22 protein-coding genes are annotated in these 20664 nt (G+C 45.2%); 5 read left to right on the forward strand and 17 right to left on the reverse strand.

The genetic code is table 11. From position 1 onward, the window contains the following. Positions 1–10: 10 nt before the first annotated feature. The 4 genes from EL84_RS09825 to yyaC form a co-directional block, all read right to left on the reverse strand. Complete coding sequence (locus tag EL84_RS09825) at positions 11–1258, reverse strand: class I SAM-dependent methyltransferase (RefSeq protein ID WP_047841566.1); 1248 nt, start codon at positions 1256–1258, stop codon at positions 11–13. Between the two features lie 96 nt (positions 1259–1354). Then, entirely contained in the window at positions 1355–2059 is a 705-nt protein-coding gene (locus tag EL84_RS09830; RefSeq protein ID WP_047841567.1) for a DUF6483 family protein, read from the reverse strand. A 271-nt stretch (positions 2060–2330) separates the two neighbouring features. Then, positions 2331–3122 carry an alpha/beta fold hydrolase gene (locus EL84_RS09835; RefSeq protein WP_036607004.1) on the reverse strand — a complete coding sequence of 264 codons (792 nt, stop codon included), beginning with the start codon at positions 3120–3122 and terminating at the stop codon, positions 2331–2333. Positions 3123–3182: 60 nt separating this feature from the next. Then, complete coding sequence (yyaC, locus tag EL84_RS09840; RefSeq protein ID WP_082218945.1) at positions 3183–3740, reverse strand: spore protease YyaC; 558 nt, start codon at positions 3738–3740, stop codon at positions 3183–3185. A gap of 158 nt (positions 3741–3898) precedes the next feature. Here yyaC and EL84_RS09845 point away from each other — a divergent pair, with 158 nt between their 5' ends. Further along, a complete protein-coding gene (locus tag EL84_RS09845; RefSeq protein WP_017692283.1) occupies positions 3899–4123 on the forward strand; it encodes a DUF1128 domain-containing protein in 225 nt (74 codons plus the stop codon). A gap of 97 nt (positions 4124–4220) precedes the next feature. Here EL84_RS09845 and EL84_RS09850 read toward each other — a convergent pair whose 3' ends face one another. Both EL84_RS09850 and EL84_RS09855 read right to left on the reverse strand, forming a co-directional pair. Continuing rightward, the gene (locus EL84_RS09850) at positions 4221–4946 is read right to left on the reverse strand and encodes a pirin family protein (RefSeq protein WP_047841568.1); all 726 of its coding nucleotides are present in this window, start codon (positions 4944–4946) and stop codon (positions 4221–4223) included. A 139-nt stretch (positions 4947–5085) separates the two neighbouring features. After that, on the reverse strand, positions 5086–6105 hold the full coding sequence (locus tag EL84_RS09855; RefSeq protein WP_047841569.1) for an asparaginase: 1020 nt from the start codon (positions 6103–6105) through the stop codon (positions 5086–5088). 177 nt (positions 6106–6282) lie between these two features. On the opposite strand from EL84_RS09855, the gene EL84_RS09860 reads away from it, so the two are divergent. The 4 genes from EL84_RS09860 (at position 6283) to EL84_RS09875 (ending at position 8298) form a co-directional block, all read left to right on the forward strand. After that, complete coding sequence (locus EL84_RS09860; RefSeq protein WP_053061442.1) at positions 6283–6984, forward strand: phosphatase PAP2 family protein; 702 nt, start codon at positions 6283–6285, stop codon at positions 6982–6984. A 134-nt stretch (positions 6985–7118) separates the two neighbouring features. Continuing rightward, entirely contained in the window at positions 7119–7376 is a 258-nt protein-coding gene (locus EL84_RS09865) for a GlsB/YeaQ/YmgE family stress response membrane protein (RefSeq protein WP_017692278.1), read from the forward strand. A gap of 64 nt (positions 7377–7440) precedes the next feature. Then, the gene (locus EL84_RS09870; RefSeq protein ID WP_047841570.1) at positions 7441–7848 is read left to right on the forward strand and encodes a YtxH domain-containing protein; all 408 of its coding nucleotides are present in this window, start codon (positions 7441–7443) and stop codon (positions 7846–7848) included. Between the two features lie 84 nt (positions 7849–7932). Continuing rightward, positions 7933–8298, forward strand: coding sequence for a DUF5665 domain-containing protein (locus tag EL84_RS09875; protein WP_017692276.1), 366 nt, complete (start codon positions 7933–7935; stop codon positions 8296–8298). 28 nt (positions 8299–8326) lie between these two features. On the opposite strand, the gene EL84_RS09880 is transcribed toward EL84_RS09875, so the two are convergent. The 11 genes from EL84_RS09880 to EL84_RS09930 form a co-directional block, all read right to left on the reverse strand. After that, positions 8327–9352: a magnesium transporter CorA family protein gene (locus tag EL84_RS09880; RefSeq protein WP_047841670.1), complete on the reverse strand. Its 1026-nt coding sequence runs from the start codon at positions 9350–9352 to the stop codon at positions 8327–8329. A 137-nt stretch (positions 9353–9489) separates the two neighbouring features. After that, entirely contained in the window at positions 9490–10263 is a 774-nt protein-coding gene (locus EL84_RS09885) for a sigma-70 family RNA polymerase sigma factor (RefSeq protein ID WP_047841571.1), read from the reverse strand. Continuing rightward, positions 10260–10712 carry an anti-sigma B factor RsbW gene (gene rsbW / locus EL84_RS09890; RefSeq protein ID WP_036606993.1) on the reverse strand — a complete coding sequence of 151 codons (453 nt, stop codon included), beginning with the start codon at positions 10710–10712 and terminating at the stop codon, positions 10260–10262. The genes EL84_RS09885 and rsbW overlap by 4 nt, the downstream gene beginning before the upstream one ends. An 18-nt stretch (positions 10713–10730) precedes the next feature. After that, on the reverse strand, positions 10731–11069 hold the full coding sequence (locus tag EL84_RS09895) for an STAS domain-containing protein (RefSeq protein ID WP_036606989.1): 339 nt from the start codon (positions 11067–11069) through the stop codon (positions 10731–10733). Positions 11070–11155: 86 nt separating this feature from the next. Beyond that, positions 11156–12832: a response regulator gene (locus tag EL84_RS09900; protein ID WP_047841572.1), complete on the reverse strand. Its 1677-nt coding sequence runs from the start codon at positions 12830–12832 to the stop codon at positions 11156–11158. A gap of 16 nt (positions 12833–12848) precedes the next feature. Further along, positions 12849–13721: a CheR family methyltransferase gene (locus tag EL84_RS09905; RefSeq protein ID WP_036606984.1), complete on the reverse strand. Its 873-nt coding sequence runs from the start codon at positions 13719–13721 to the stop codon at positions 12849–12851. 86 nt (positions 13722–13807) lie between these two features. Next, positions 13808–17533 carry a response regulator gene (locus EL84_RS09910; RefSeq protein WP_047841573.1) on the reverse strand — a complete coding sequence of 1242 codons (3726 nt, stop codon included), beginning with the start codon at positions 17531–17533 and terminating at the stop codon, positions 13808–13810. Beyond that, positions 17530–18699, reverse strand: coding sequence for a PP2C family protein-serine/threonine phosphatase (locus EL84_RS09915; RefSeq protein WP_047841574.1), 1170 nt, complete (start codon positions 18697–18699; stop codon positions 17530–17532). Before EL84_RS09915 ends, EL84_RS09910 begins: the two co-directional genes overlap by 4 nt. A 341-nt stretch (positions 18700–19040) precedes the next feature. Further along, a complete protein-coding gene (locus EL84_RS09920; RefSeq protein WP_017692267.1) occupies positions 19041–19385 on the reverse strand; it encodes a general stress protein in 345 nt (114 codons plus the stop codon). Positions 19386–19479: 94 nt separating this feature from the next. Beyond that, a complete protein-coding gene (locus EL84_RS09925) occupies positions 19480–20013 on the reverse strand; it encodes a hypothetical protein (protein WP_047841575.1) in 534 nt (177 codons plus the stop codon). Between the two features lie 68 nt (positions 20014–20081). Further along, positions 20082–20591, reverse strand: a complete 510-nt coding sequence (locus EL84_RS09930) for a DUF948 domain-containing protein (protein ID WP_036668007.1) — start codon at positions 20589–20591, stop codon at positions 20082–20084. Positions 20592–20664: the final 73 nt, after the last annotated feature.

Below are 20664 nucleotides of genomic sequence, written 5' to 3' on the forward strand. Positions count from 1 at the left end.
GTTGGCACACTCAGCAAAGGTCGCAATTTGCGGAATCTTGAACGGTTTCTTTGCTCGAATTTGATTTCCCATCGGCCTGCTTGCCATCGCCAGGAAGCAAATCGGCACAAGCCCGCTCCAAATATGGATCAGCATGAATGAAATCACGGAAAGCCGTATATTCATTCCACATCTCCGTCACTTCTCCAGCCTGACCGCGAACAGCACGAATCAATATGTTTTTAGGCGTATTCTCCATATCGATGAATTCAAGCAATTGTGTCTTGTATCCCATCAGATCAAGCAACTTGGCACGAATCCCATCCGTAGCCAGTGCGGAAAAACGTTCCTTGAGGATGCCATGGGACAACAACGGATTCATCACGGAAGCCTCTACTTGGTCAAACAGTTCATGCTGACAGCAAGGAACAGACAGAATAACAGAAGCCCCCCAACGAACTGCCTTCTCCAAAGCAGCATCGGTAGCTGTATCACAGGCATGCAGCGTGACAACCATATCCACTTCATTTAATTCATCGTAGTCCGCGATGTCTCCAACCAGAAACTTCAGATCGCCATAATGCAATCGATTAGCCAGATCATTACAGTGTTCAATTACATCTGCCTTCAAGTCCAGCCCAATAATCTTGAGTGAACGCCGTTGTTGTACAGACAGATAATGATATAACGCAAATGTCAGATAAGACTTGCCACAACCAAAATCAACGATGGTCAGTGGACGCCCCTCCGGCAGATGCGGAATAACATCCTGCACCATTTCGAGGAAACGGTTGATCTGTCTGAACTTGTCATACTTACGAGCCAGCACACGACCTTCTTCGTTCATAATACCAAGTTCAACGAGGAACGATACAGGTACGCCTTCTTCCAATACATATTGCTTCTTGCGATTATGCGACAGGTCCACCGCAGTTTTGGAAGCAGATTTGGTCAGAATGGAAACTTTATATTTTTTGCTGATCAAAATTTGATAGTCTGCCTCGGTCGTACAGAGCAGGCCTTGACGAAACGTCTCTTCGCATAACAAAGTCATGCGCTCAGCCGCTTCAGCCGGAGTCAAATTCTCGTGCAGCACTTTGTTGTTATAATGAAATGCAAATTGATAATGCAGCTGATTCTTCAGTGTCACCGGCTTGACTTGCACTTTGGTATACGAGACATTGTCCCGTCTGCGCAGCTGGCTCCAGGTCGCTGTAATCAGCGAATTCTGTTCAAAGATGTCTTGTATAAGCTTTCGCAATGAATCCACGGGGTACATCTCACTTTCGGTTTGGTTTGGTCAACCGTTACCATACCACAATTCCGTTCCCTCTCCAAGTAAAGGCATGTAACAAGCCTTGATCCAATCTATATTTTATGAGTTCATCTCTTGACGACTTAGTTCAGCTAGTCCCTCTTCAACTTCGTTCCGTGGCAGACCGCCCTGCTCCAGTTGTTCATCCGTGAGTGGGCTCAACCTTTCATAGAATGCCTGTACATCATCTCGGTAGCTCACCGGGAATTCAGCACCAAGCTGTAACAGCCTGTACCAACTGTTCTCTGCCTGGTCGTAATGTCCTTGTTGTTCACGATACAGGGCAAGCTGTCTTTCGGTTCGAGCAGGAAGTTCATATTCTTTCGTAAGCCCTAATACACCCTCCACCCGTTCAGGTGCGTCCAATAACTTAGGATTAGCGCCATGATTCAATGCATACAGGTAAAAATGAAGTGATCTCATCAATCGAATGACAGCCTCATCCTCTGCGTCCATTCTCTCCTGATCATCGATGCCTTCCACTTTGGCCTTCTCTTGATAGATGTAAGCCTCTTCTTCAATCAGCCTCGCGGCTTGCTGCAGATTGTCTACCTCAATCATTCCGCGAAAACGGAACATTTCAATAACATCCTCTGCTGGCAATGAGTTCAGTAGAGATAAGTTCAACCCAAACTGCCTGCGCATCAACTCATCCAGTTCAGACAATGCCTCGGTGTGCTTACGCTGCTGTTTGAGCGTGAACACTTTGCCTATTGCTTCAGTCATTTCCTCCATCATGCGGAGCAGATAATCTTTTCTGAACATGCTGTATGCCCCCTCATCATTCGACCCTATACATTCAATCGCCCTCATATCGTTCCTTTATATTTATTTTAATTCATGCCATCACAAAAAGCCAAAAACAAGACACACGTGTCTTTGCTCTGGCCATGAACACACCAAGCCCCCGCCTATCCCAAAGGGACGTGGCAGGGGCTCGGTTGAAATGGAACTGGGTACTCCTCCTCCACAAGAGGTTGAATCATCCAGAAACCAAACTATATTTTAATAAAATCAACATAAATCACTTCATCAATTACTTCGATAATCCAGCCATAAATTGTTTAATGACCTGAATTAACTCTTCAGGAGCTTCATACATGCTCATATGACCTGCACCCGCAATCACGGCTTGCACGATATGTGGCTTGTCACTTGTAAATGTACGTTCTGGCGGGATAACAGCATCCTTCTCTCCCGCAACCAGCAATACAGGTAAAGGTGTAGCCGATAACACATCGCGGCGATCCGGGCGTTCTCGCATAGCAAGTGCAGCACCAACAGCACCTTGAGGAGCAGTCTGGTATCCAATTTCCTTCACACGTGTTACATGCTTAGATAACGATTCCACATGTTCCGGTGCAAACAGTCCGGGAACCAGTCCATCTACAAAATTTACGATACCTTCGGTCTGAATGGTGGATACAGCACGAAGGCGTTTTTCCTTGGCTTCTTCACTGTCCGGATAGGCTGTCGAATGAATCAGACCAAATGCATTCAAACGCTCCGGATGACGTTGTGCAATCGAAAGCGCAATGTATCCCCCCATCGAGTGTCCCAGAAGGACCGCTTTTTCCACATTCAACTCATCCATCAACTGTAATACATCGTTGCCCATCTGTTCGATGGTATAACTTCCTACAGGTGCATCTGTTTTTCCGTGTCCACGCAGATCAGGTACGATACAGCGATAGCTGCGTGCCAGTTCAGGTACGACCTCATCCCAATACGATGAACTGCCACAGTATCCGTGGAGCAAAATGAGTGCTTCTCCCTTACCTTGTTCGGCATAACAAATCGTCGTTCCATCACACATCACTTTTTCCATATGAATCCCTCTCTCTGCGCGAATGATATAATTCAGGTTGTATATTATTAAGCCTACATATCATGAATGAAACGTTTGTCTCCATTTCCATGCTTCAATTGCAGCGTCTGCAATCGTCCGGGACATCCCCATGACCAAGTGAAGCGAGGTCATCTGCAAAATGGAATAGGGCCTTGGTCCATTCGCATTAACCACAGCTGCTACACTGTATTGTCCAACAGGGGGGAGCTTGCCTCCGACCGATTGGGCCGGAATGAGTGGGTTATTCGAGAGATAGTATGTACCTACCGCCTGCTTTGGACCCAGACATGCATCAATTGCTATGATGGCATGGTGTGCAGGAATAAGTGCCAATTTCTTTTCCAGCGTATCTGCATCACAAGGGGAAGACAGCGTGCCAATCACGTTCTCCATTCCGCTCTCTTGCAATAAACTTCCTGTCAGTGGACCCAGAGCATCCCCGGTGGAACGGTCAGTACCAATGCAGACAAACGTGATTTCAGCTGGAGAATGAAGTTGAACGATGTTTTTGAAAAATAAGACCAGATTCTCTGCAGGCACGCCTTTGCGGACTTCCCTTCCTTGATGGCGAACCATTTCTCGCTTATACGCTGCCAAGCTGTATTCCCTCCAGTACACTCAGGTTTCCATGAAATCCTGTTGTTGTATCCATCATTGTAACCGATGCTTGGTTTCCTCGCAAAAGCATTAGCCTGAGCGCTTCCAATCATGATACAATAACAAGAGTTTCCGATACGGAAGGGATGAACTTAACGATGGATTTAACACAAGCAACAGCAGCCAATATGGAATATATGATTGAAGCGATCAAAACCAAACTTCGTATGGCAAGCGGTGCCGCCATGCAAGCTTCTTCATTCCCACTTGAGAAATATGAAGATCTGTTTGACCTGTATGAAATGATTTTGAGCAAGGAACATCTCAGTATCTCTGAAGTCGAAGCTGTCGCTTCGGAACTGGGTAATCTTCGTAAATCTTAGCAAAAAGAAGGACCTGTTTTCCACATCACCGTGGGAACAGGTCCTTTTTTCATATGTTTATATTTCAAGACTATCTTTTACGGAATACATCCCATCCTTAAGGCAGGTCAACCAAAACAAATTCGGCAGGTTCACTGTCTGTGCTCGTGATTTGCAGATCACAGCTTTTGCGAATTCGTGCGGCATCGCCCGGCTTGAGGTTGAAGTTACCATCCGAACAATGAATCTCTACATGTCCACTGATCAGGAAAAGATGTGTCCGTCGGTCTTCATGTTGCGGGTACATCAACTTCTTCCCGGACTCCAAATGGGACAGATAACAGGTTACATCCTGGGAAATAGGCAATGCGCCTTCACTTCCCTCGCCCCCTTGCCCGGATACAATCGGACATAGACGATTCAAATACTCCTGCGGCTCTATTCTCCGATTCGTATAGGAAGGTTTCAGCATACGCTCCGATGGCAAAAACCACATCTGAAGGAAACGTACCGGTTCATCCACTGACGGATTGGTCTCGGAGTGTTCCACTCCTGTCCCCGCACTCATCACCTGGACCGTACCCGGTTCAAGCAATTGTTCTGTTCCCATACTATCCGTATGTTTGAGTGTACCCGATATGACATAGCTGACAAGTTCAAGATCATGATGTGGATGTTTCTTAAAGCCTTCTTGCGGCATCAGTGTGTTTTCATTATGAGCCAACAGACAGCCAAAATGGGCGTTGCTTGGATCATCATAATCCGCAAAGGAAAAGCTGAATTCACTGTGTATCCAACCTCGATCCGACGTGTGCCTTTCTTCCGATGTCACCACTTTAATCATGTTCATCCACCTCCAAGGGTTTAGAGCTGCCACATTACCGCGGCAGTCCATGCGTGTATATGAATTGTATAGATGAATACCAGTTGGTATGTCATCTTTACCCGGGGTCCGGCAACTCTAATCACGCCCCTTCTTAAGGTTATACGCTATCTTCAAGTGAGTGAAGAATGAACTCACTATCTGCATGACCTACAAGGGTACCCGCATCATTTCGGATGTCCGAAGGGAACACTTCAGCCAATCGTGCAATGGTTCTCTCATTGGAATAACCAATCTGTCTTAGGATGGATTGAGTGATGAAAGCCCACTCTTCCTCGGAACCATCAAGCACCTTGAAGGTGATTCCCAGTCTTTCTTTTTTCAGACCAAATCCGAATACCCCTTTGAATCCACCCTTCGCTACAATGTTATTGTCTTCCAGCAGCACTGAATCTACACGCTCCGTGCCACCAACCATCAACGGATGTTCATTCATAGCTGATGTTATGGTCTCTACAGCTGTTCTTGTGGAAAGATCAGCGATAAGATCCGGACAAGCGAGCTTCAAATAGGCGTTCGACAATGCCGACAACGGCAAAGAAAATACCGGAAAGCCGCAGCCATCCGTCCCAAGCTCAATCTCTTTTTCTTCAATACCTGCCAGGTCGGCAAACGTTTCAAGAATTTCTCGTTGCACCGGATGATCCGGTTCAGCGTAACTGCCCAGATCAACCTGTTTCATCTGACTGTACCCCAGAATTCCCAGATGTTTTCCGGAGCAGTTGTGCAAGATGCGCCGTTTCTCTCCTTGTCCACGTAACCATTGATTACGGCTTTCTTCATTAAGAGGGTAACTTGGTGCACAGATCAGGCATTCTTCTCCCAATCCGATCTTACCGGATAACTGCTCCAGCACCCGAATGTGTTCCGGTTCCGAACGATGCGAAGAGGACATAATGGCAATCTCCTGTGCTGATAGGCCATAGTGACTGGCAATTCCTGCCCGAATACCTGGAATGGCTTGAAAAGGTTTGGCAGATGAACGAGTGAACGCTCTAAAATGAGGGTCACCAGCCGAGTATACGATTCGGCCATACTCATCCGTAATACTTATGTGTCCGTAATGGGCGCATTCCATAACGCCTGCACGGTATTCTTTAATTAACAAGGCACTCTCCATGCGAGTTCTCTCCTTTGTGCTCCCGATTTCATCTCTGCTTTGCGTCACGACGCCGCATGGGATATCTTAAATAGTATAGTACAAAAGCGACGTTTTTACAGTTTTTTCGACAGGCATTTCGGGTATAGCTTTATCATCTATGTTCATCTACTACAATAACTGAAGGAGAAACTCATTATGCCGCGCAAAACGTATTCACCAGCCTCATTCAGTTCAAATTCCGGTACGTTATTACGTCCACTCCTCAACTGGGGTATGGCTGGTCTGGCCCTCAGCGCATCGGTCGTATTTATCCTGGCAGGTCTGGGTGCCTGGTTGGGTGCTGATGTTATTATTCGTCTGGATGATCAAATTCAGCAATTATTTTATCTGAATTCAGATTCACGTCTTCATCTATTCCCTTACACTGCATTCATAACCGCACTGGGTTCATTCAAAATCTCTGCTGTGGCTGCAGGAGGTTTTGCTCTTCTTTTCTTCATTCAACGCAGTCCAAGGTTTGTTGTATATGGATATGCACTCACGGGAAGTTTTGCCATGATGTGGATTCTGAACACGTTATTGAAGGAATTTTTCAGACGAAGCAGACCTGAACTGGATCATCTGCTGGTCGTTCACGGGTACAGCTTTCCCAGCGGACATGCCATGATCTCCATGGGCTTCTACGGCATGCTCTTTGTAATCTGGGCCATTGAACGGCAGCGACATAACTCTTCCGGTGTGTGGCTTCCTGTCCTATGTGGTATTAGTTTTATTTTCTTGATTGGCCTCAGCCGGATCATGTTGGGCGTTCATTATCCTACGGATGTATTTACTGGATTTACTGCTGGATTGGCATGGATCTTCTGTATGGTTAAGGGCATTAAACAAAGCCGCTAAAGAATGAATTCCTCTAATTTCCAGTTCATTCATCCTCATCTTTATTGTTTCACAGGGTTGCACGGGGTTTATATACGAAGTAAGCAAACGCGAACAGACAACATCCTACATCAAGTTTAAAGGAGGCGGTTGTTATGTGGGGCATCATTATCAGCATTGTGATGGCTGTCATCATCGGTTTGATCGGAGATGCACTTGCCGGTCACAACATGCCTGGAGGCATAATCGGTGCAATGATTGCCGGATTTGCCGGAGCCTGGCTGGGAGCACTTTTGCTTGGTAACTGGGGACCAGTTATCGGTAACTTTGCCATCATCCCTGCCATCATTGGTACAGCGCTCTTTGTTTTCTTGCTGGGGCTTGTGTCCAGACTGCTAAGACAGGCTGCCTGATTCGGGCAACAAGGTGTTCGTTGTTTCGTATTTGTTTCTTAAATTGAAGAAGGAGTGATTAGACATGAATAAAGCAGAAGAGCAATATCCTGTACAGACGGGTTCAACTTTCGCAAAAGGTATTTTCATCGGGGGTTTGCTGGGAGCTGCAGCAGCACTACTCTTTGCGCCTAAACCGGGACGTGAATTGCGTGGTGACCTTTCCGAGAAAGTGGGCATCGTTACTGACCGCACCAAAGAAGTGGCAACTGTTGTAAGTGACAAAGCCACTGAACTGGCTAAAACGGTCTCTTCCAAAACTTCCGATATTGCAAAAACGGTAAATCAAGGCCGCAATGATGTAATGGACTCTGTTAGAAAAGCGTCTGCTGATGTGGCTAACGAAGCATCCCGTGCATCTGATGAAGTGGCTTCCGCTTCCGTTGAAGCGAAGGAAGATGCACGTAAAGAACTTAACTCGACTAGCCTGTAAGGCGATACAGATCGAGTGACCAATAGCCAGCTGCACTCCAGCTGGCTATTTTTTATCCAATGAGAGTTGAGGAGGACAAATAATATGAGTAAAGTTACAATCAATGGTAATACTCCAATTACGGGAGGAACACCTGCACAGCAGTATGATACAAGCGAGCATCCTTTTGAATTGCGTCATGAGGTAAAGCGATTGAACACCCGTCTGGACCAGATTGCGGACAGCCTGGAGAGAGCACAGATCAAGGATATTATTGAGAATTACAGCAGTCCCAAAAAGCGGATTATTACCAATTTTACAGCGGGCATGGCACGAGGTCTTGGTCTGACTGTGGGTACCTTTGTTGTTCTCGGTTTGCTGGCATTCATTCTCAGCCAATTCGTGAATATGCCGATTGTGGGCCAATATATCGCTGACTTGCTTGGTTATATTGAAGATTACAAAAACTAAGAAACTAAGAGGACTAACCAACAGTAGGCTATCCCTTACGTTTTTCCATAGCTCCTTTTTTCTCTGTCTCTTCAGCTGAAGGCTGTGAAGATTTCACTTTGAGCAGATCTCCTGTCCAGCCTTTCATCATCAGCCATACATACATGCTGATCATGCTTAAGATAATGACAACAAGGACCAGTACAACTCCCCATGATTTGTCGATAAAGGGCAGGTTCTCAAAGTTCATCCCCCAGATCGCGCCAGCTGCCGTGGCAGGTATGAACACAGCAGTGACAATGGTCAGCGTCTTCATGATCTCATTGCCACGTACACCGGAGATCGCATTATCAATGGAGATTAACGTATCGATCTCTTTCTCGTAGTGACTAAACAAACGTTCCATTCGCTCTACCCGATGTTGGAGTTGCTGGAAATATCGATTTTCATTTATTTCATCAAGGTAAGCCTCATGTGAAGCAGCCATCAGTTCCGAATAGGGGATAAATAGATTGCTCCAGTATAACAGTTCAAATCGGGCGGCCAAAATCTGGTCCATTAAAGTTCGGGCATTGCGAGATTCCATCTTCCGTTCCAGATCACGCAGGTTCATCTCAAAATGATCCATCCCCACATGGTAGTAATGCAGTATAGCTCGAAAAAGTACAAACATCCCGTCCCTGGCTTCACTACATTGCTGTAACATATGGGCACGTTCATCCGTCTTCATAATACCTCGTGTATTGTCATCCATATTCAAGGTAACCAGGTTATTGCGATCGACATAGAAAAACATCTGATTATCTTGACGTTTGTCATCTCTCTCATTCTTGACAGCATACAACAATGAACCAAATATGACTGGTTCTTTACCATTCACGAAACGTACGGACAAATAATTCGATTCCACTTCCGGAATCTTATGAAGCCAATACCGCATATCCGGAAACGCCTCTGTCAGCTCCTCCAACGCATCGTTCATGCTATCGGTGTCAGGTGCAACCCAATCCCACCATTGCCAATGGTCCGAGCAAGATAACTTGTCACGGCGAGCTTCCAACTTGATTTGGTTCATAATCACTTTATCCACTCCTGCACTCATGTTCTTCATTGCATGCCCATCTTTTTGATCCCAAAAAGGACACGTATGCATTTCAGCGCATTGACGTGTCCTTCTTTATGCCGTACTCAACAACATTAGGGTTCCATTTGTCATAACATTGAAGCATTAGACATGATCTGTTTCAGTTTCTCTGTAGCTCGCTTCTGAATCCGAGATACACTCATCTGTGAAACACCAAGCTTCTGGGCAATTGCCCGCTGAGATTGGCCATCCTGGAATGCTAGAATAAGTACCTGCTGTTCTTGTTCCTTCAATTGTCCCAATGCCTGTTGCAAGTCCATCCGTTTTTCGACCGAATCATAGTCATTCACATCTGCACTGATCAGTTCTCCCAATGTTGCTGCACTGTCATCCTGAGATAAAGGAGAATCCAGTGATACATAGTGGTAACATTCCCGACCAGCCAGAACTTCAATTGTCTCTTCTGCAGTCAGATCAAGGTATTCAGCAATTTCGTTCACACCGGGTGAGCGCTCCAGCTTAACGGTTAACTCATCAATGGCATGTTGCACAAGGGCTCCCTTTTCCTTAATCCTCCGGGGCACCTGAATATACCAGGATTTATCACGCAAGTAGTTCTTCATATGACCGATCATGCTCTTCATGGCATAAGGTTCAAACGGAATACCCAGGTTGATATCGTATTGCTTAAGCAAACGAATCAAAGCCATCTGCCCGGTCTGATACAAGTCTTCGTATAGATCGGGGCGATTCCGAGCGATTTTACCTGCTGCCATCTTGACCATTGGTTCATATTTACGGATGAGAACTGTTGCAATTTCATTATCTTGGGTCTGCTGGTATTCCCAGATCAAACCTATAGCTTCAGACATGGACTCTGGGGGAGTCACTTTTTCATTCATACTTTCTCCTCACTTCTTGCAAGACGTTTTACGAGTACTACTTTCGTACCTTTGCCCGTCTCACTTTCCACACTGACATCGTCCATCAAGGCTTGCATCAGGTAGAACCCAAGTCCGCCAATCTGTGCTTCCGTCAGTTCTTTGTCGTGTAGACCGGCACGTGACACAGCAGGGTTCATGTTCTCGAAGCTGGCACCTTCGTCCTTGACAATAATGGACAATGTTTCGCCATCCACTTCGAATACAACTTCAACCATGCCGCCTTCGTGTGAGTAGGCATACAATACAGAGTTGTTACAGGCCTCGGATACAGCAACTTTCATATCCTCAATGTCTTCGTAGGAAAATCCCATTTTGGATGCTACTCCATAGAGATTGAGTCTTACAATATCAACGTAATCAGCTGTCGCAGGTAAATTAAGGGTGACTCTTTGAACTTCTGCATTCATTCCTTTTTCGATCCTTTCCTATTGGGAATTCTTCTGTGTGACAAAGAATTTGGCGATGCCCGTCATGTCAAAAAGTTTCTGAATCTGCGCAGGAACTTCCTGTACTTCAAAGCGAGCTTCCATTCCATGTCTTGCCTTCAGAACAGATAACAGGATACCAATCCCTGTACTATCGATATACTTCAATTCTTTCATGTTGATCACAAGATCCTGTTCCTTGTTATCCACGAGCGGCTCCATCACCAAGCGGAAGTCAGGAGCAACCGACAAATCCAGTTCGCCAGTCAGATACACCGTGCACACGCCGTCCTGAGTTTCGGTTCTTGCATTGAATTTTTCATTTTTATTTGTATTCATTAGACATCTCTCTCCTGATCAATGGTTTCCTTACCTAATAACCCAACTTCAGCACGAGTGAATCAGAAAGAAGTTTGGAAAATGTTTCAATTGGCCTGATTCATGGCTGAAGGGCCTGGATCTAACATTTGTCGTTGTTTCTGAAACTGGGCTATCTTCTGTTTTACATTGCCCATTTTCACCGGTTTACTAATATAATCATCCATGCCGGCAGCAATACAGCGCTGCTGAATACCTTCCATTACGTTAGCAGTCATGGCTATAATGATTGGCTGATTAGACTGGGACAGACTCTCTCGAATCCGCCGTGTACATTCCAAACCGTCCATCACAGGCATCTGCAGATCCATAAACACATAGTCATAGGGATAACGGCTGCCGTTTACCATATCGAGTGCGCTCTGTCCATCTTCAGCAATGTCTGAGAGCAACCCCAGCTTACCAAGCATAATCGCCATCAACTTCTGGTTGATAGGATGATCATCCACGATTAAAACCGTAGGATATTTATTCTCATTTTTCACATCCGTTGGTTTCTCTTCCCCGTTCCCCTGGACCAGTTCAGTTTCTACATAACGTTTCGCCTGAATTGTAAATACAAACGTTGCTCCCCGTTGCTCTGTTGTATCCAGATAGATCTGTCCACCCATCATTTCAACCAGAGTCTTGCATATTGCCAGTCCTAAGCCAGTTCCACCGTATTTACGTGTCATGGATGTATCCAGCTGGGAAAATGGCTGGAACAGGCGATCCACTTTGTCTGAAGCGATACCTATCCCGGTGTCTTTAACGGCAAACTCCAATGCCATTTCTCCATCCTTTTCTTCCTTAACTGACACAATCAGATACACTCCACCCTGATCGGTAAATTTGATCGCATTGGCAATAAGATTCAAGAGAACCTGACGGAGCCTTGCCATATCTCCATAGATTAATTCAGGGACAGAATCTTCCAGGAAATAATCCAGTTCTAGGTTCTTTTTGCCTGCTTCTGCAGCAAATAATCCCAACACTTCCCGAATACAGGAGACAATTTCAAAAGGATGCTCTTCAAGTTCCATTTTGCCGGATTCCATCTTGGTAAAATCAAGAATGTCGTTAATGACCGTAACGAGTGCATCTGCACTGCGACGAACGATGTCTGCATATTCCTTCTGATCTTCCCTCAGTTCCGTCTCCATCAGCAGATCAACCATACCGATGACTCCGTTCATCGGAGTACGAATCTCATGACTCATCATTGCCAGGAACTCGGTCTTTGCATTAGCTGCAATTTCTGCTTCTTCCTTGGCCTGAATGAGTTGTTGGTTCATCTTCTCCAGTTCCTGTGTCTTCTGGTGAAGAAGCATGGTCTGTGTCTTCAAACGTTTATTGGTGATAAACATCTCTACAAAACCCTCGATTTTGGATTTCAAAATCTGAGGAATAAATGGCTTAACCATGTAATCAATGGCCCCGGCTGAATACCCGGCAAACAAGTGCTCCGCTTCTCTGCTATTGGCAGAGATGAATATAATCGGCACATCCTTGGACTTGTCCCGTGCCTTAATTAACTTCGCTGTCTCAATTCCGTCCATTCCAGGCATCTGCACATCGAGAACGATAACCGCAAATTCGTCTTTTAGCAGACAGCGGAGTGCCTCTTCTCCGGAAGTTGCCTTAACGAGTTTATATTGTTCCGATTCCAGAACTGCTTCAAGAGCAAGCAAGTTCTCAGGGCGGTCATCTACCAATAATATGTGGATTGGTTCATTGAGCCCCATGGCTAACCCTAACCCCCTATTTGATCTTCCGGTATATTTTTTCGGTCCGGTCTAACGGCTCATAGGTATCACTGAACTCTGTAAAATGTATCGATTCTTTCGACCCCAGAACCAGAATACCAAAGTGGCTCAAGCTCTCATGAAACAGCCCATGCACATGGTTCCGCAGTTCATCATTAAAATAAATCATGACATTACGGCAAAAGATAACATTAAACTCGTTAAATGACCGGTCTGTTGCCAGGTTGTGCTCGGCGAAAATGATGTTCTTCCTTAGAAAAGGATGAAATATCACCGAATTGTATTTCGCTGTATAGTACTCGGAGAAGGCTCTGGTACCCCCTGCCTCCAAATAATTTGTAGTAAATAGTTTCATTTTCTCAATACCATATACGCCTTCTTTGGCCTGTTGCAAAGAGCGATCATTCATATCCGTTGCGTAGATTCTTGCCTTGTCATACAGTCCTTCCTCATGCAACATGATGGCCATGGAATAAACTTCCTCTCCCGTAGAGCATCCCGCATGCCATATTCGGATATACGGGTAGGTTCTCAGGATAGGAATAATCTGTTCCCGAAACATTCGGAAAAGCGAAGGATCTCGAAACATTTCCGTTACAGGGATGGATAAGTTCTGTACAAAACGTTCAAACGCGGAACGGTCATGAAGAACACGCTCCTGCAAGCCGGATATGCTCTTAACACCCTCAGCATGTGCATGATGCCAGATTCTTCGTTTCAGGGATGGCAGTGCATAGTTTCTAAAATCATATCCATATAAACGGTGCATGCCTTCCAACAGCAACTCAATCTCGATCAGCTCGCGTTCTTCATCTTGCGGCATACGGACCAAATCTGCCCCCGTCTCGGTAGGTTCCCACGGTGTCATAAGTTCTCTCCACTTCTTCATTTGTTACTTGCGTATTCGTCGTATTGTCTTTCATTACCCAAACAATGAACATACGAATAATGAACTTACGAATACAGCCATACACGCATTAAGGATAACAATTGATCTGTCTGAATCGGTTTTTTCACATAATCAGATGCTCCGGCCTCAATACATTTGCCGCGATCCTCTTTCATGGCTTTGGCCGTAAGCGCAATAATCGGCAACTTTTCAAACTGCGGGATCTGTCTGATTCGTGTCATCGCTTCATAACCGTCCATCTCTGGCATCATCATATCCATCAGTACCAGATCAAATTCCGGATTTTTGTCCAAAATCTCCAAAGCCTCTCGGCCGTTCTCAGCAAACATCACATCCATCCGATAGCCTTCAAGAACACTTGAAAGGGCAAATACGTTACGAATATCGTCATCTACAAGCAATATTTTCTTGCCTTCAAACAACGTTTCTTTGTTGTGTAGTTTCTGTAAGATTCGACGCTTGTCTTCCGGCAAATTGGCTTCTACCCGATGCAGGAACAAAGTGGTCTCATCCAGCAGACGTTCCGGTGACTTCACATCCTTGATAATGATGGATTCCGCATATTTGCGCAGCTTCATTTCTTCCTTGGAATCCAGTTCTTTGCCTGTATAAATTATAATCGGCAGATCGTTCAGATATTCATCATCGCGAATCTGGTCGAGCAACTCAAACCCGGTCATATCCGTTAACATCAGATCCAGTACCATGCAGTCATAACGCTGGCTGTGTAATTCATTCAATGCCTCACTACCTGTCGATACAGCGGTGATTGCAACATCATCATGACCAATCAATTCAATAATGGCTTTACGCTGAATTTCGTCATCTTCGACGATCAACAGTCGTTTCAATTGATTCTCAGTATATGATTTGATATGCGAGAATGCTTTATCCAGTGAATCCTTGCTCGAAGGTTTTTTCAGATACGCAATGGCGCCCATCATCAGACCTTGCTTCATATCATCAATGACTGAAATCACATGAACCGGAATGTGACGTGTTGCCGAACTGCTCTTCAGCTCGCCCAGAATGGTCCAACCATCCATCACCGGCAATTGAATATCCAGGATAATGGCATCCGGCAGATATTGACGTGCCATTTCAAGTCCTTTATCACCTTGAAGGGCAACAAGTGCTTTGAATCCTCTTCCTCTCGCCATATCCATCAAAATATGTGCAAAGTTCACGTCATCCTCAATGATGAGCAGGATTTTGTCACCTTCCATGATATTCTCCCGATCATCTTCGATCTGCGTGACATCTGGAGCATGGGAAGGAGACAGATCCGTACCCACGCTACGCTCCGGATCAGGAGAGAGAATGGACTGATGACTTGAAAGCATGGTCCGTGCTTCGATGGACTGTTCATAAAGATCCTCTGAGGATACAGCTGCTTCTCTTGAAGCACCTTCCTCTACCAAGGCTTCCTCTTCATGATTATCCGGCAGGTATAAAGTAAAGCAGCTACCTTCCCCTTCGGATGATTCCACCTGTATTGCGCCACCAAGTAAACGTGCCAATTCCCTGCTAATGGACAATCCCAGACCTGTTCCACCGTATTTCCGACTTGTGGTCCCGTCTACTTGCTGGAACGCTTCAAAGATCAGATCCGTTTTATCCGATGGAATACCGATGCCAGTGTCTTTTACACTGAATCCGAGATATTCCTGATTGGTGTTCATATAACCCGGTAACTCTTCCGGTTTCATCCGTCGTCCAATCAGACTAACCGAACCTCGATTGGTGAACTTAAATGCGTTCGACAACAAATTCCGTAAAATCTGTTTGACGCGATGACTGTCGGTGTACACCCATTCCGGTAGATCGCTGTCGAAATCGATATTCAAGTTCAGTTCCTTTTTATTCGCCATCGGTCCAAAGTTCTGCTGAACAAAGCTGGTCAGCTCTTCCATTCGAACTGTCTCATAATTGATATCCATCTTACCTGCGTCCACCTTGGACAGATCCAGAATCTCATCAATCATTTTCAGCAGATCCGCACCCGACATGTAGATGGTTTGCGCATATTCCTGCTGTTTGTCAGTCAGATTTCCACCCTTGTTCTCCGACAATAACTGGGACAAAATGAGCAGACTGTTCAATGGTGTACGGAGTTCATGTGACATATTCGCTAAAAATTCGGACTTGTACTTACTTGTCATCGACAGCTGTGTAGCTTGCTGTTCCAACTGTGTCTTCGTTTTCTCAATTTCGTCATTTTTCTCTTCAACTTCACGCACCTGCTCTTCAAGCGCCCGCGTCTTGGCAATGAGTTCCGTATTAAAATGTTCCAGTTCTTCCTGCTGACGCTGCAGCAATTCCTCGGAACGTTTAAGCGCTTCTGTCTGCTCCTCCAGATTCTCATTGGAACGACGAAGTTCTTCTTGCTGTGTCTGCAATTCTTCCGATTGAACCTGCAGTTCCTCAGTCAGTGCCTGGGATTCACGCAGCAGCTCCTCCACACGCAAACGACGTCGAACGTTATTCAAAATTACGCCCAGGTTCATAATCAGTTGTGTGAACAACTGCTTGTGCAGTTCATTGAAACCTTCAAAGGAAGCCACTTCAACTACACCAATCAGTTCATCTTCAAACACGACAGGATAGATCATGATACCCGCAGCACGTGTTGAGCCTGAAGCTGAACCAATATGCACGTAATCATCAGGCGTATTTTCCAGAATAATCGGTGTCATATCCAGCGCGGCTTGACCAATCAGGCCTTCTCCGATGCGATACATTTCCTTACCAACATCTTCGTTCTCTTCAAATGCGTATGCACCGTAACGTCTCAGTTCGTCGGGATGTTTCTCCTCATCGATCAGATAGACGACACCCAACTGAGCACCAAGCACAGGTGTGAACTCACTGATAAACATCTGCGAAATTTGGCGAATGGAGCCAATCCCCCGAAGCAGCTCCGGGACTCTTGCGATGTTCGAACTCATCCAGTTTTGATCCTGCTGAGCCTGCACATAAGCCCTCTCGATCTCCAGTTTTTCTTCCAGATCACTGGATACATCCTTGAACACACTGGCAATCTGACCAATCTCATCGGTTGATTTGACCTGTATGCGCCGAATGGTTCGGTAACGCCCTTTACCAAAACTGTTAATCATCATAGATACAGTGTTCAGACCCCGTGTAATACTTGGCAGCACCCACATAATGACACCCAATGCAAGCAACAACCCCGCAATCATGATACCTATCGTGATCTGTACTGCTCTCGTATACGCTGCGTTAGCGTTCTTGATCTCGGCATCAATCTCTTGGTCCTGATAACGCGAAAGAGCATTCAAACTATCCACAGCTTCTTTTTGCACTGCGAGTCCTGTTGAATTGCGGTAGTTATTCGCATCTTCTACCCTGCTTTGGGACATCAGGTTGATCTGTCTCGTTGCATAGGAAGTATAAGCAGTCCACGCAGTATTCACACGATCCACCAGTTGATGTTCAGGTGCACTGTCTGCCCGGTTTCTCACTTCTACGAGGTAACCATCCCCCCGATCCTTCATATCCTTCAGGTCACCTTCAGCAGCACTAATTGAATTGTTCGGATTCAATAACAAGTTAGCCAGCACTTTGGCAATATCATTGACCTCTCCACGTACAGCAGATGTGAACCTTACTTTGAGATAACGTTCCTGATACATCTGATCAATCTGTTTATTACTGCTGTTTAACCGTTCATAACTCACAAACGTGAGCACGATCAAAATGGCCATCAGAGCGGTAAAACCAATCAGCAGTTTATTCCTGATCTTCATTCATCCCCCGCCCCTTTATCCAAAGTAATCCAGACCAGACATTTATCATCATCCCGCTCCTGGGGAATTTCGTCGTCAAAAAACATGGCCTGCATGGCAGCTTCATTCCACTGATGTGAGCCGGTCAGTTTTTCGATCAGGAATTCATGTTGTTCTTCCTGCCCGCCCTGAACAGCTTCCAATAATCCATCCGTATAAAGCGCAATATGCCCGTCACCCTCATAATGGATCGTTTGTGGTTCAATATCCATCTTGTCAAATAAACCAACAGGACAGCAGACGCTGTCAAATGTGGTGACACTGCCGTCGTTTCGGAAGAATAAAGCAGGTGGATGCCCTGCATTAACATAATCAATTCGTTTCATCCGTGTATCAACGACCAGATAAATGGCCGTGAAATAATACTGCACCAATTGTTTTTCCAGATGGAGCTGGTTAAAACGACGGTTCAACTCCTGAATGACCTTCTCTGGATCCACATAAGTGGTAACCGTATCTTTTAACACAGAAGCGATAAACATGGTAAACAGGGATGAAGATATCCCGTGTCCCATCATGTCGAGCAGCAGTACTCCGTAACGACCTTCCCCAAGGGGGTACCAAGAATACAGATCACCCGCAAGCTCAAAGGATGGTTTATAGATGGCATGCACTTGGAACAATGGGTCCCTAATTGCCGGACTTAATACAGCATTTTGGACCATCGCTGCCAACTTGAGTTCATCCTGAATACGTTGATCACGCTCTTTATGCCAATCCTTCTCCTGTTTCAAACGAAGTGCGAGTCGAATTCTGGCCATCAGTTCGACTTTATTAATCGGTTTGGTCACATAATCAGATGCACCTGCATCCAATGCTTCGGCAAGCTTCTTGGAGTCTCCGATGGCAGTCACCATAATAATCGGTATATCTTTCAGATTCTCAAATTTCTGCACAATACTGCAGGCTTCGATACCGTCCATTTCGGGCATCATCATATCTAGCAAAATCAGGTCAATATCCGACGGTCTTGGACGAAGTTCGTTGCTTTCTTCCCCAATTCCCAACACTTCAAACATTTCCATGGCGGAACTCGCCGTTACAATGTCACGATAGTTTTCTTTTTTCAGAATTTCTCGAATGATAATGACATTCGTCGGATTGTCGTCAACAATAAGTATTCTCATTGATATCTCCTTATCTGTGGCGTCCGGGTTTGTCGATTCTTATTAGTTTAAAACAAACGTTGATTATACAAATTTTGCATACAAAACGGCAGTAGACATAATAATTCCTAGTATAACTATAATCGTAAAAACAAAAAACTTCTATCAGTAAATGGCACCATCGCTGGAGATTCTCCCCGCAACCCACCCTGTTTTTGCAGCGTCCTGATCCCGCTTCCAAACTTGCAAAAACATAGATAAGGAATGGGGAAAGCCCCATTCCTTATCTATGTTTTTGATTAAGCATTTTACATAAATGATTCAGAAGCTTGTCCATGTTCAGCAAACTTCAACTTATCGGGTTAATCTTTCTTTTTAGCAATTACGAGTACTTTACCTTTGTCGAGTTCACTCTCGTAGAAGTCCGCTTCGGCTTCGGTAAAGCCCATCGAAACAATTTTGGCCCGGAGTTCATCACCACGTGAGCGGAACAGATTCGCCAAGGAATCAAATACGCCTTCTTCCTTTATGCCAATTTCTTTGGCATCTGCTGTATCGGCAATTCGATCTGTACGATCCTTCTCATGGGCGAGAACAAAGATTTGATCAGCAAGGTATCCGGTAATCTGCAATTCTTTCACCGCTTCTACCGCCTGAACTCCGTTTTCTACCACTTTTGCATAAGCTTGCTCATTGGTTGAATTCATCGTTTCCACTCTCCTCTGATTTAATCTTCTGTATCGAGCTACTTAATATATAACCATACTATATGGGTTTGAAACGATTTGGTAATAACCAATCCTAGGAAACTGTGTCATCAAAAAGATCAATGCCTTTAATCTGATGAGAACCTGACTTCATATATACCTTCAAAGCCTGGTCTCCACGGAGAAACACTTCTCCATCCTCTGCCACATAATAAGGTTTCCCGAGAGCATGATGGATCGCTTCAATATTCATCTCAATTCTTTTTCCGTTTAACATGATGTGATTCTCAGATGCATTGATATGCACATATTGAATGACATCCGTATCTTCACACAAGCCAACCTTCACATCATGAAAGTGATATTCAGGACACCCCAGATAAGGATCTTCCTGCTTATGCCCCGGCTGGCCCTTTTTGGCCAACAAATCATCCATGGTGTCATCCAGAGAAATGCCATTCAGAGTCCGAAAATGCTGGAAAGTCTCGGATCGATCAACAGCCAGAGTTACCTCTGACGCCTTCTCTTCCATTGCCGTCCATTGCATATCGTGAGCAGCGGGTACCGCTGCCGGTTGAACGGAAAAGGGAGAAATTACGCTAAACATCACAAGCAGTAGTTTCATCATGATTCTCACCCTTTCATCAGGTTCATCACCGCTCTGAAGGCTTCTTCATGGGTTACAAAGCGGTCATGTTACTTGCGCATCCGTTGCCATACATTCGCTGCAACATCAATATACTTCATCCAGTTTTTCCCGCCCTTAGCTTCACCATTATATGTAGCTTCATAGGATTGCAGGGTACGATCCGTTGATGTAGCAGGCGGTGCAGTTACATGAACCGCTTCAGCATGCTTGGTCTGTTCAGCGTTGTTACGTTTGGTCTGAAATTTCGCCATCAGCGTTGTGGAGACTTGTTTGGCTGCTGCCGTCACTTCATTCAACACTTCTCCCAGATTCTCAACAGATTCCATAACAGGATCAATTTTTTTCATTTTGTGTTGTACATCCACCGTAATATCATTGGCATGTCTTACCGTCTGCTTCACTTCATAACTAAGTTCATCAATGGTTTTCTGTACCTCCTGCAATGTCTGTGAGACATTGTCCAAAGAACCCTGAGCGGATTTCAAGGTACGAATTAAAAAGAATACCAGTACTGCAAATGCCACTGCAATCAGGGCCACACTAATTTGATAGATCATAGAAGAACCTCTCTTTCCATATGTGCATCAGTTTGTTATTGCTATAGTTACCCGGCGATTTCCCGGACGAAAC

This window comes from Paenibacillus sp. VT-400, from assembly GCF_001029205.1.
In the GTDB taxonomy this organism is placed as follows: domain Bacteria; phylum Bacillota; class Bacilli; order Paenibacillales; family Paenibacillaceae; genus Paenibacillus; species Paenibacillus amylolyticus.

Bases quoted from the DNA above. Each gene is read 5' to 3' on its own strand.
- EL84_RS09825 (WP_047841566.1), bottom strand. From the start codon at position 1,258: ATGTACCCCGTGGATTCATTGCGAAAGCTTATACAAGACATCTTTGAA.
- EL84_RS09830 (WP_047841567.1), bottom strand. From the start codon at position 2,059: ATGTTCAGAAAAGATTATCTGCTCCGCATGATGGAGGAAATGACTGAA.
- EL84_RS09835 (WP_036607004.1), bottom strand. From the start codon at position 3,122: ATGGAAAAAGTGATGTGTGATGGAACGACGATTTGTTATGCCGAACAA.
- EL84_RS09845 (WP_017692283.1), top strand. From the start codon at position 3,899: ATGGATTTAACACAAGCAACAGCAGCCAATATGGAATATATGATTGAA.
- EL84_RS09850 (WP_047841568.1), bottom strand. From the start codon at position 4,946: ATGATTAAAGTGGTGACATCGGAAGAAAGGCACACGTCGGATCGAGGT.
- EL84_RS09855 (WP_047841569.1), bottom strand. From the start codon at position 6,105: ATGGAGAGTGCCTTGTTAATTAAAGAATACCGTGCAGGCGTTATGGAA.
- EL84_RS09860 (WP_053061442.1), top strand. From the start codon at position 6,283: ATGCCGCGCAAAACGTATTCACCAGCCTCATTCAGTTCAAATTCCGGT.
- EL84_RS09865 (WP_017692278.1), top strand. From the start codon at position 7,119: ATGTGGGGCATCATTATCAGCATTGTGATGGCTGTCATCATCGGTTTG.
- EL84_RS09870 (WP_047841570.1), top strand. From the start codon at position 7,441: ATGAATAAAGCAGAAGAGCAATATCCTGTACAGACGGGTTCAACTTTC.
- EL84_RS09875 (WP_017692276.1), top strand. From the start codon at position 7,933: ATGAGTAAAGTTACAATCAATGGTAATACTCCAATTACGGGAGGAACA.
- EL84_RS09880 (WP_047841670.1), bottom strand. From the start codon at position 9,352: ATGAACCAAATCAAGTTGGAAGCTCGCCGTGACAAGTTATCTTGCTCG.
- EL84_RS09885 (WP_047841571.1), bottom strand. From the start codon at position 10,263: ATGAATGAAAAAGTGACTCCCCCAGAGTCCATGTCTGAAGCTATAGGT.
- rsbW (WP_036606993.1), bottom strand. From the start codon at position 10,712: ATGAATGCAGAAGTTCAAAGAGTCACCCTTAATTTACCTGCGACAGCT.
- EL84_RS09895 (WP_036606989.1), bottom strand. From the start codon at position 11,069: ATGAATACAAATAAAAATGAAAAATTCAATGCAAGAACCGAAACTCAG.
- EL84_RS09900 (WP_047841572.1), bottom strand. From the start codon at position 12,832: ATGGGGCTCAATGAACCAATCCACATATTATTGGTAGATGACCGCCCT.
- EL84_RS09905 (WP_036606984.1), bottom strand. From the start codon at position 13,721: ATGACACCGTGGGAACCTACCGAGACGGGGGCAGATTTGGTCCGTATG.
- EL84_RS09910 (WP_047841573.1), bottom strand. From the start codon at position 17,533: ATGAAGATCAGGAATAAACTGCTGATTGGTTTTACCGCTCTGATGGCC.
- EL84_RS09915 (WP_047841574.1), bottom strand. From the start codon at position 18,699: ATGAGAATACTTATTGTTGACGACAATCCGACGAATGTCATTATCATT.
- EL84_RS09920 (WP_017692267.1), bottom strand. From the start codon at position 19,385: ATGAATTCAACCAATGAGCAAGCTTATGCAAAAGTGGTAGAAAACGGA.
- EL84_RS09925 (WP_047841575.1), bottom strand. From the start codon at position 20,013: ATGATGAAACTACTGCTTGTGATGTTTAGCGTAATTTCTCCCTTTTCC.
- EL84_RS09930 (WP_036668007.1), bottom strand. From the start codon at position 20,591: ATGATCTATCAAATTAGTGTGGCCCTGATTGCAGTGGCATTTGCAGTA.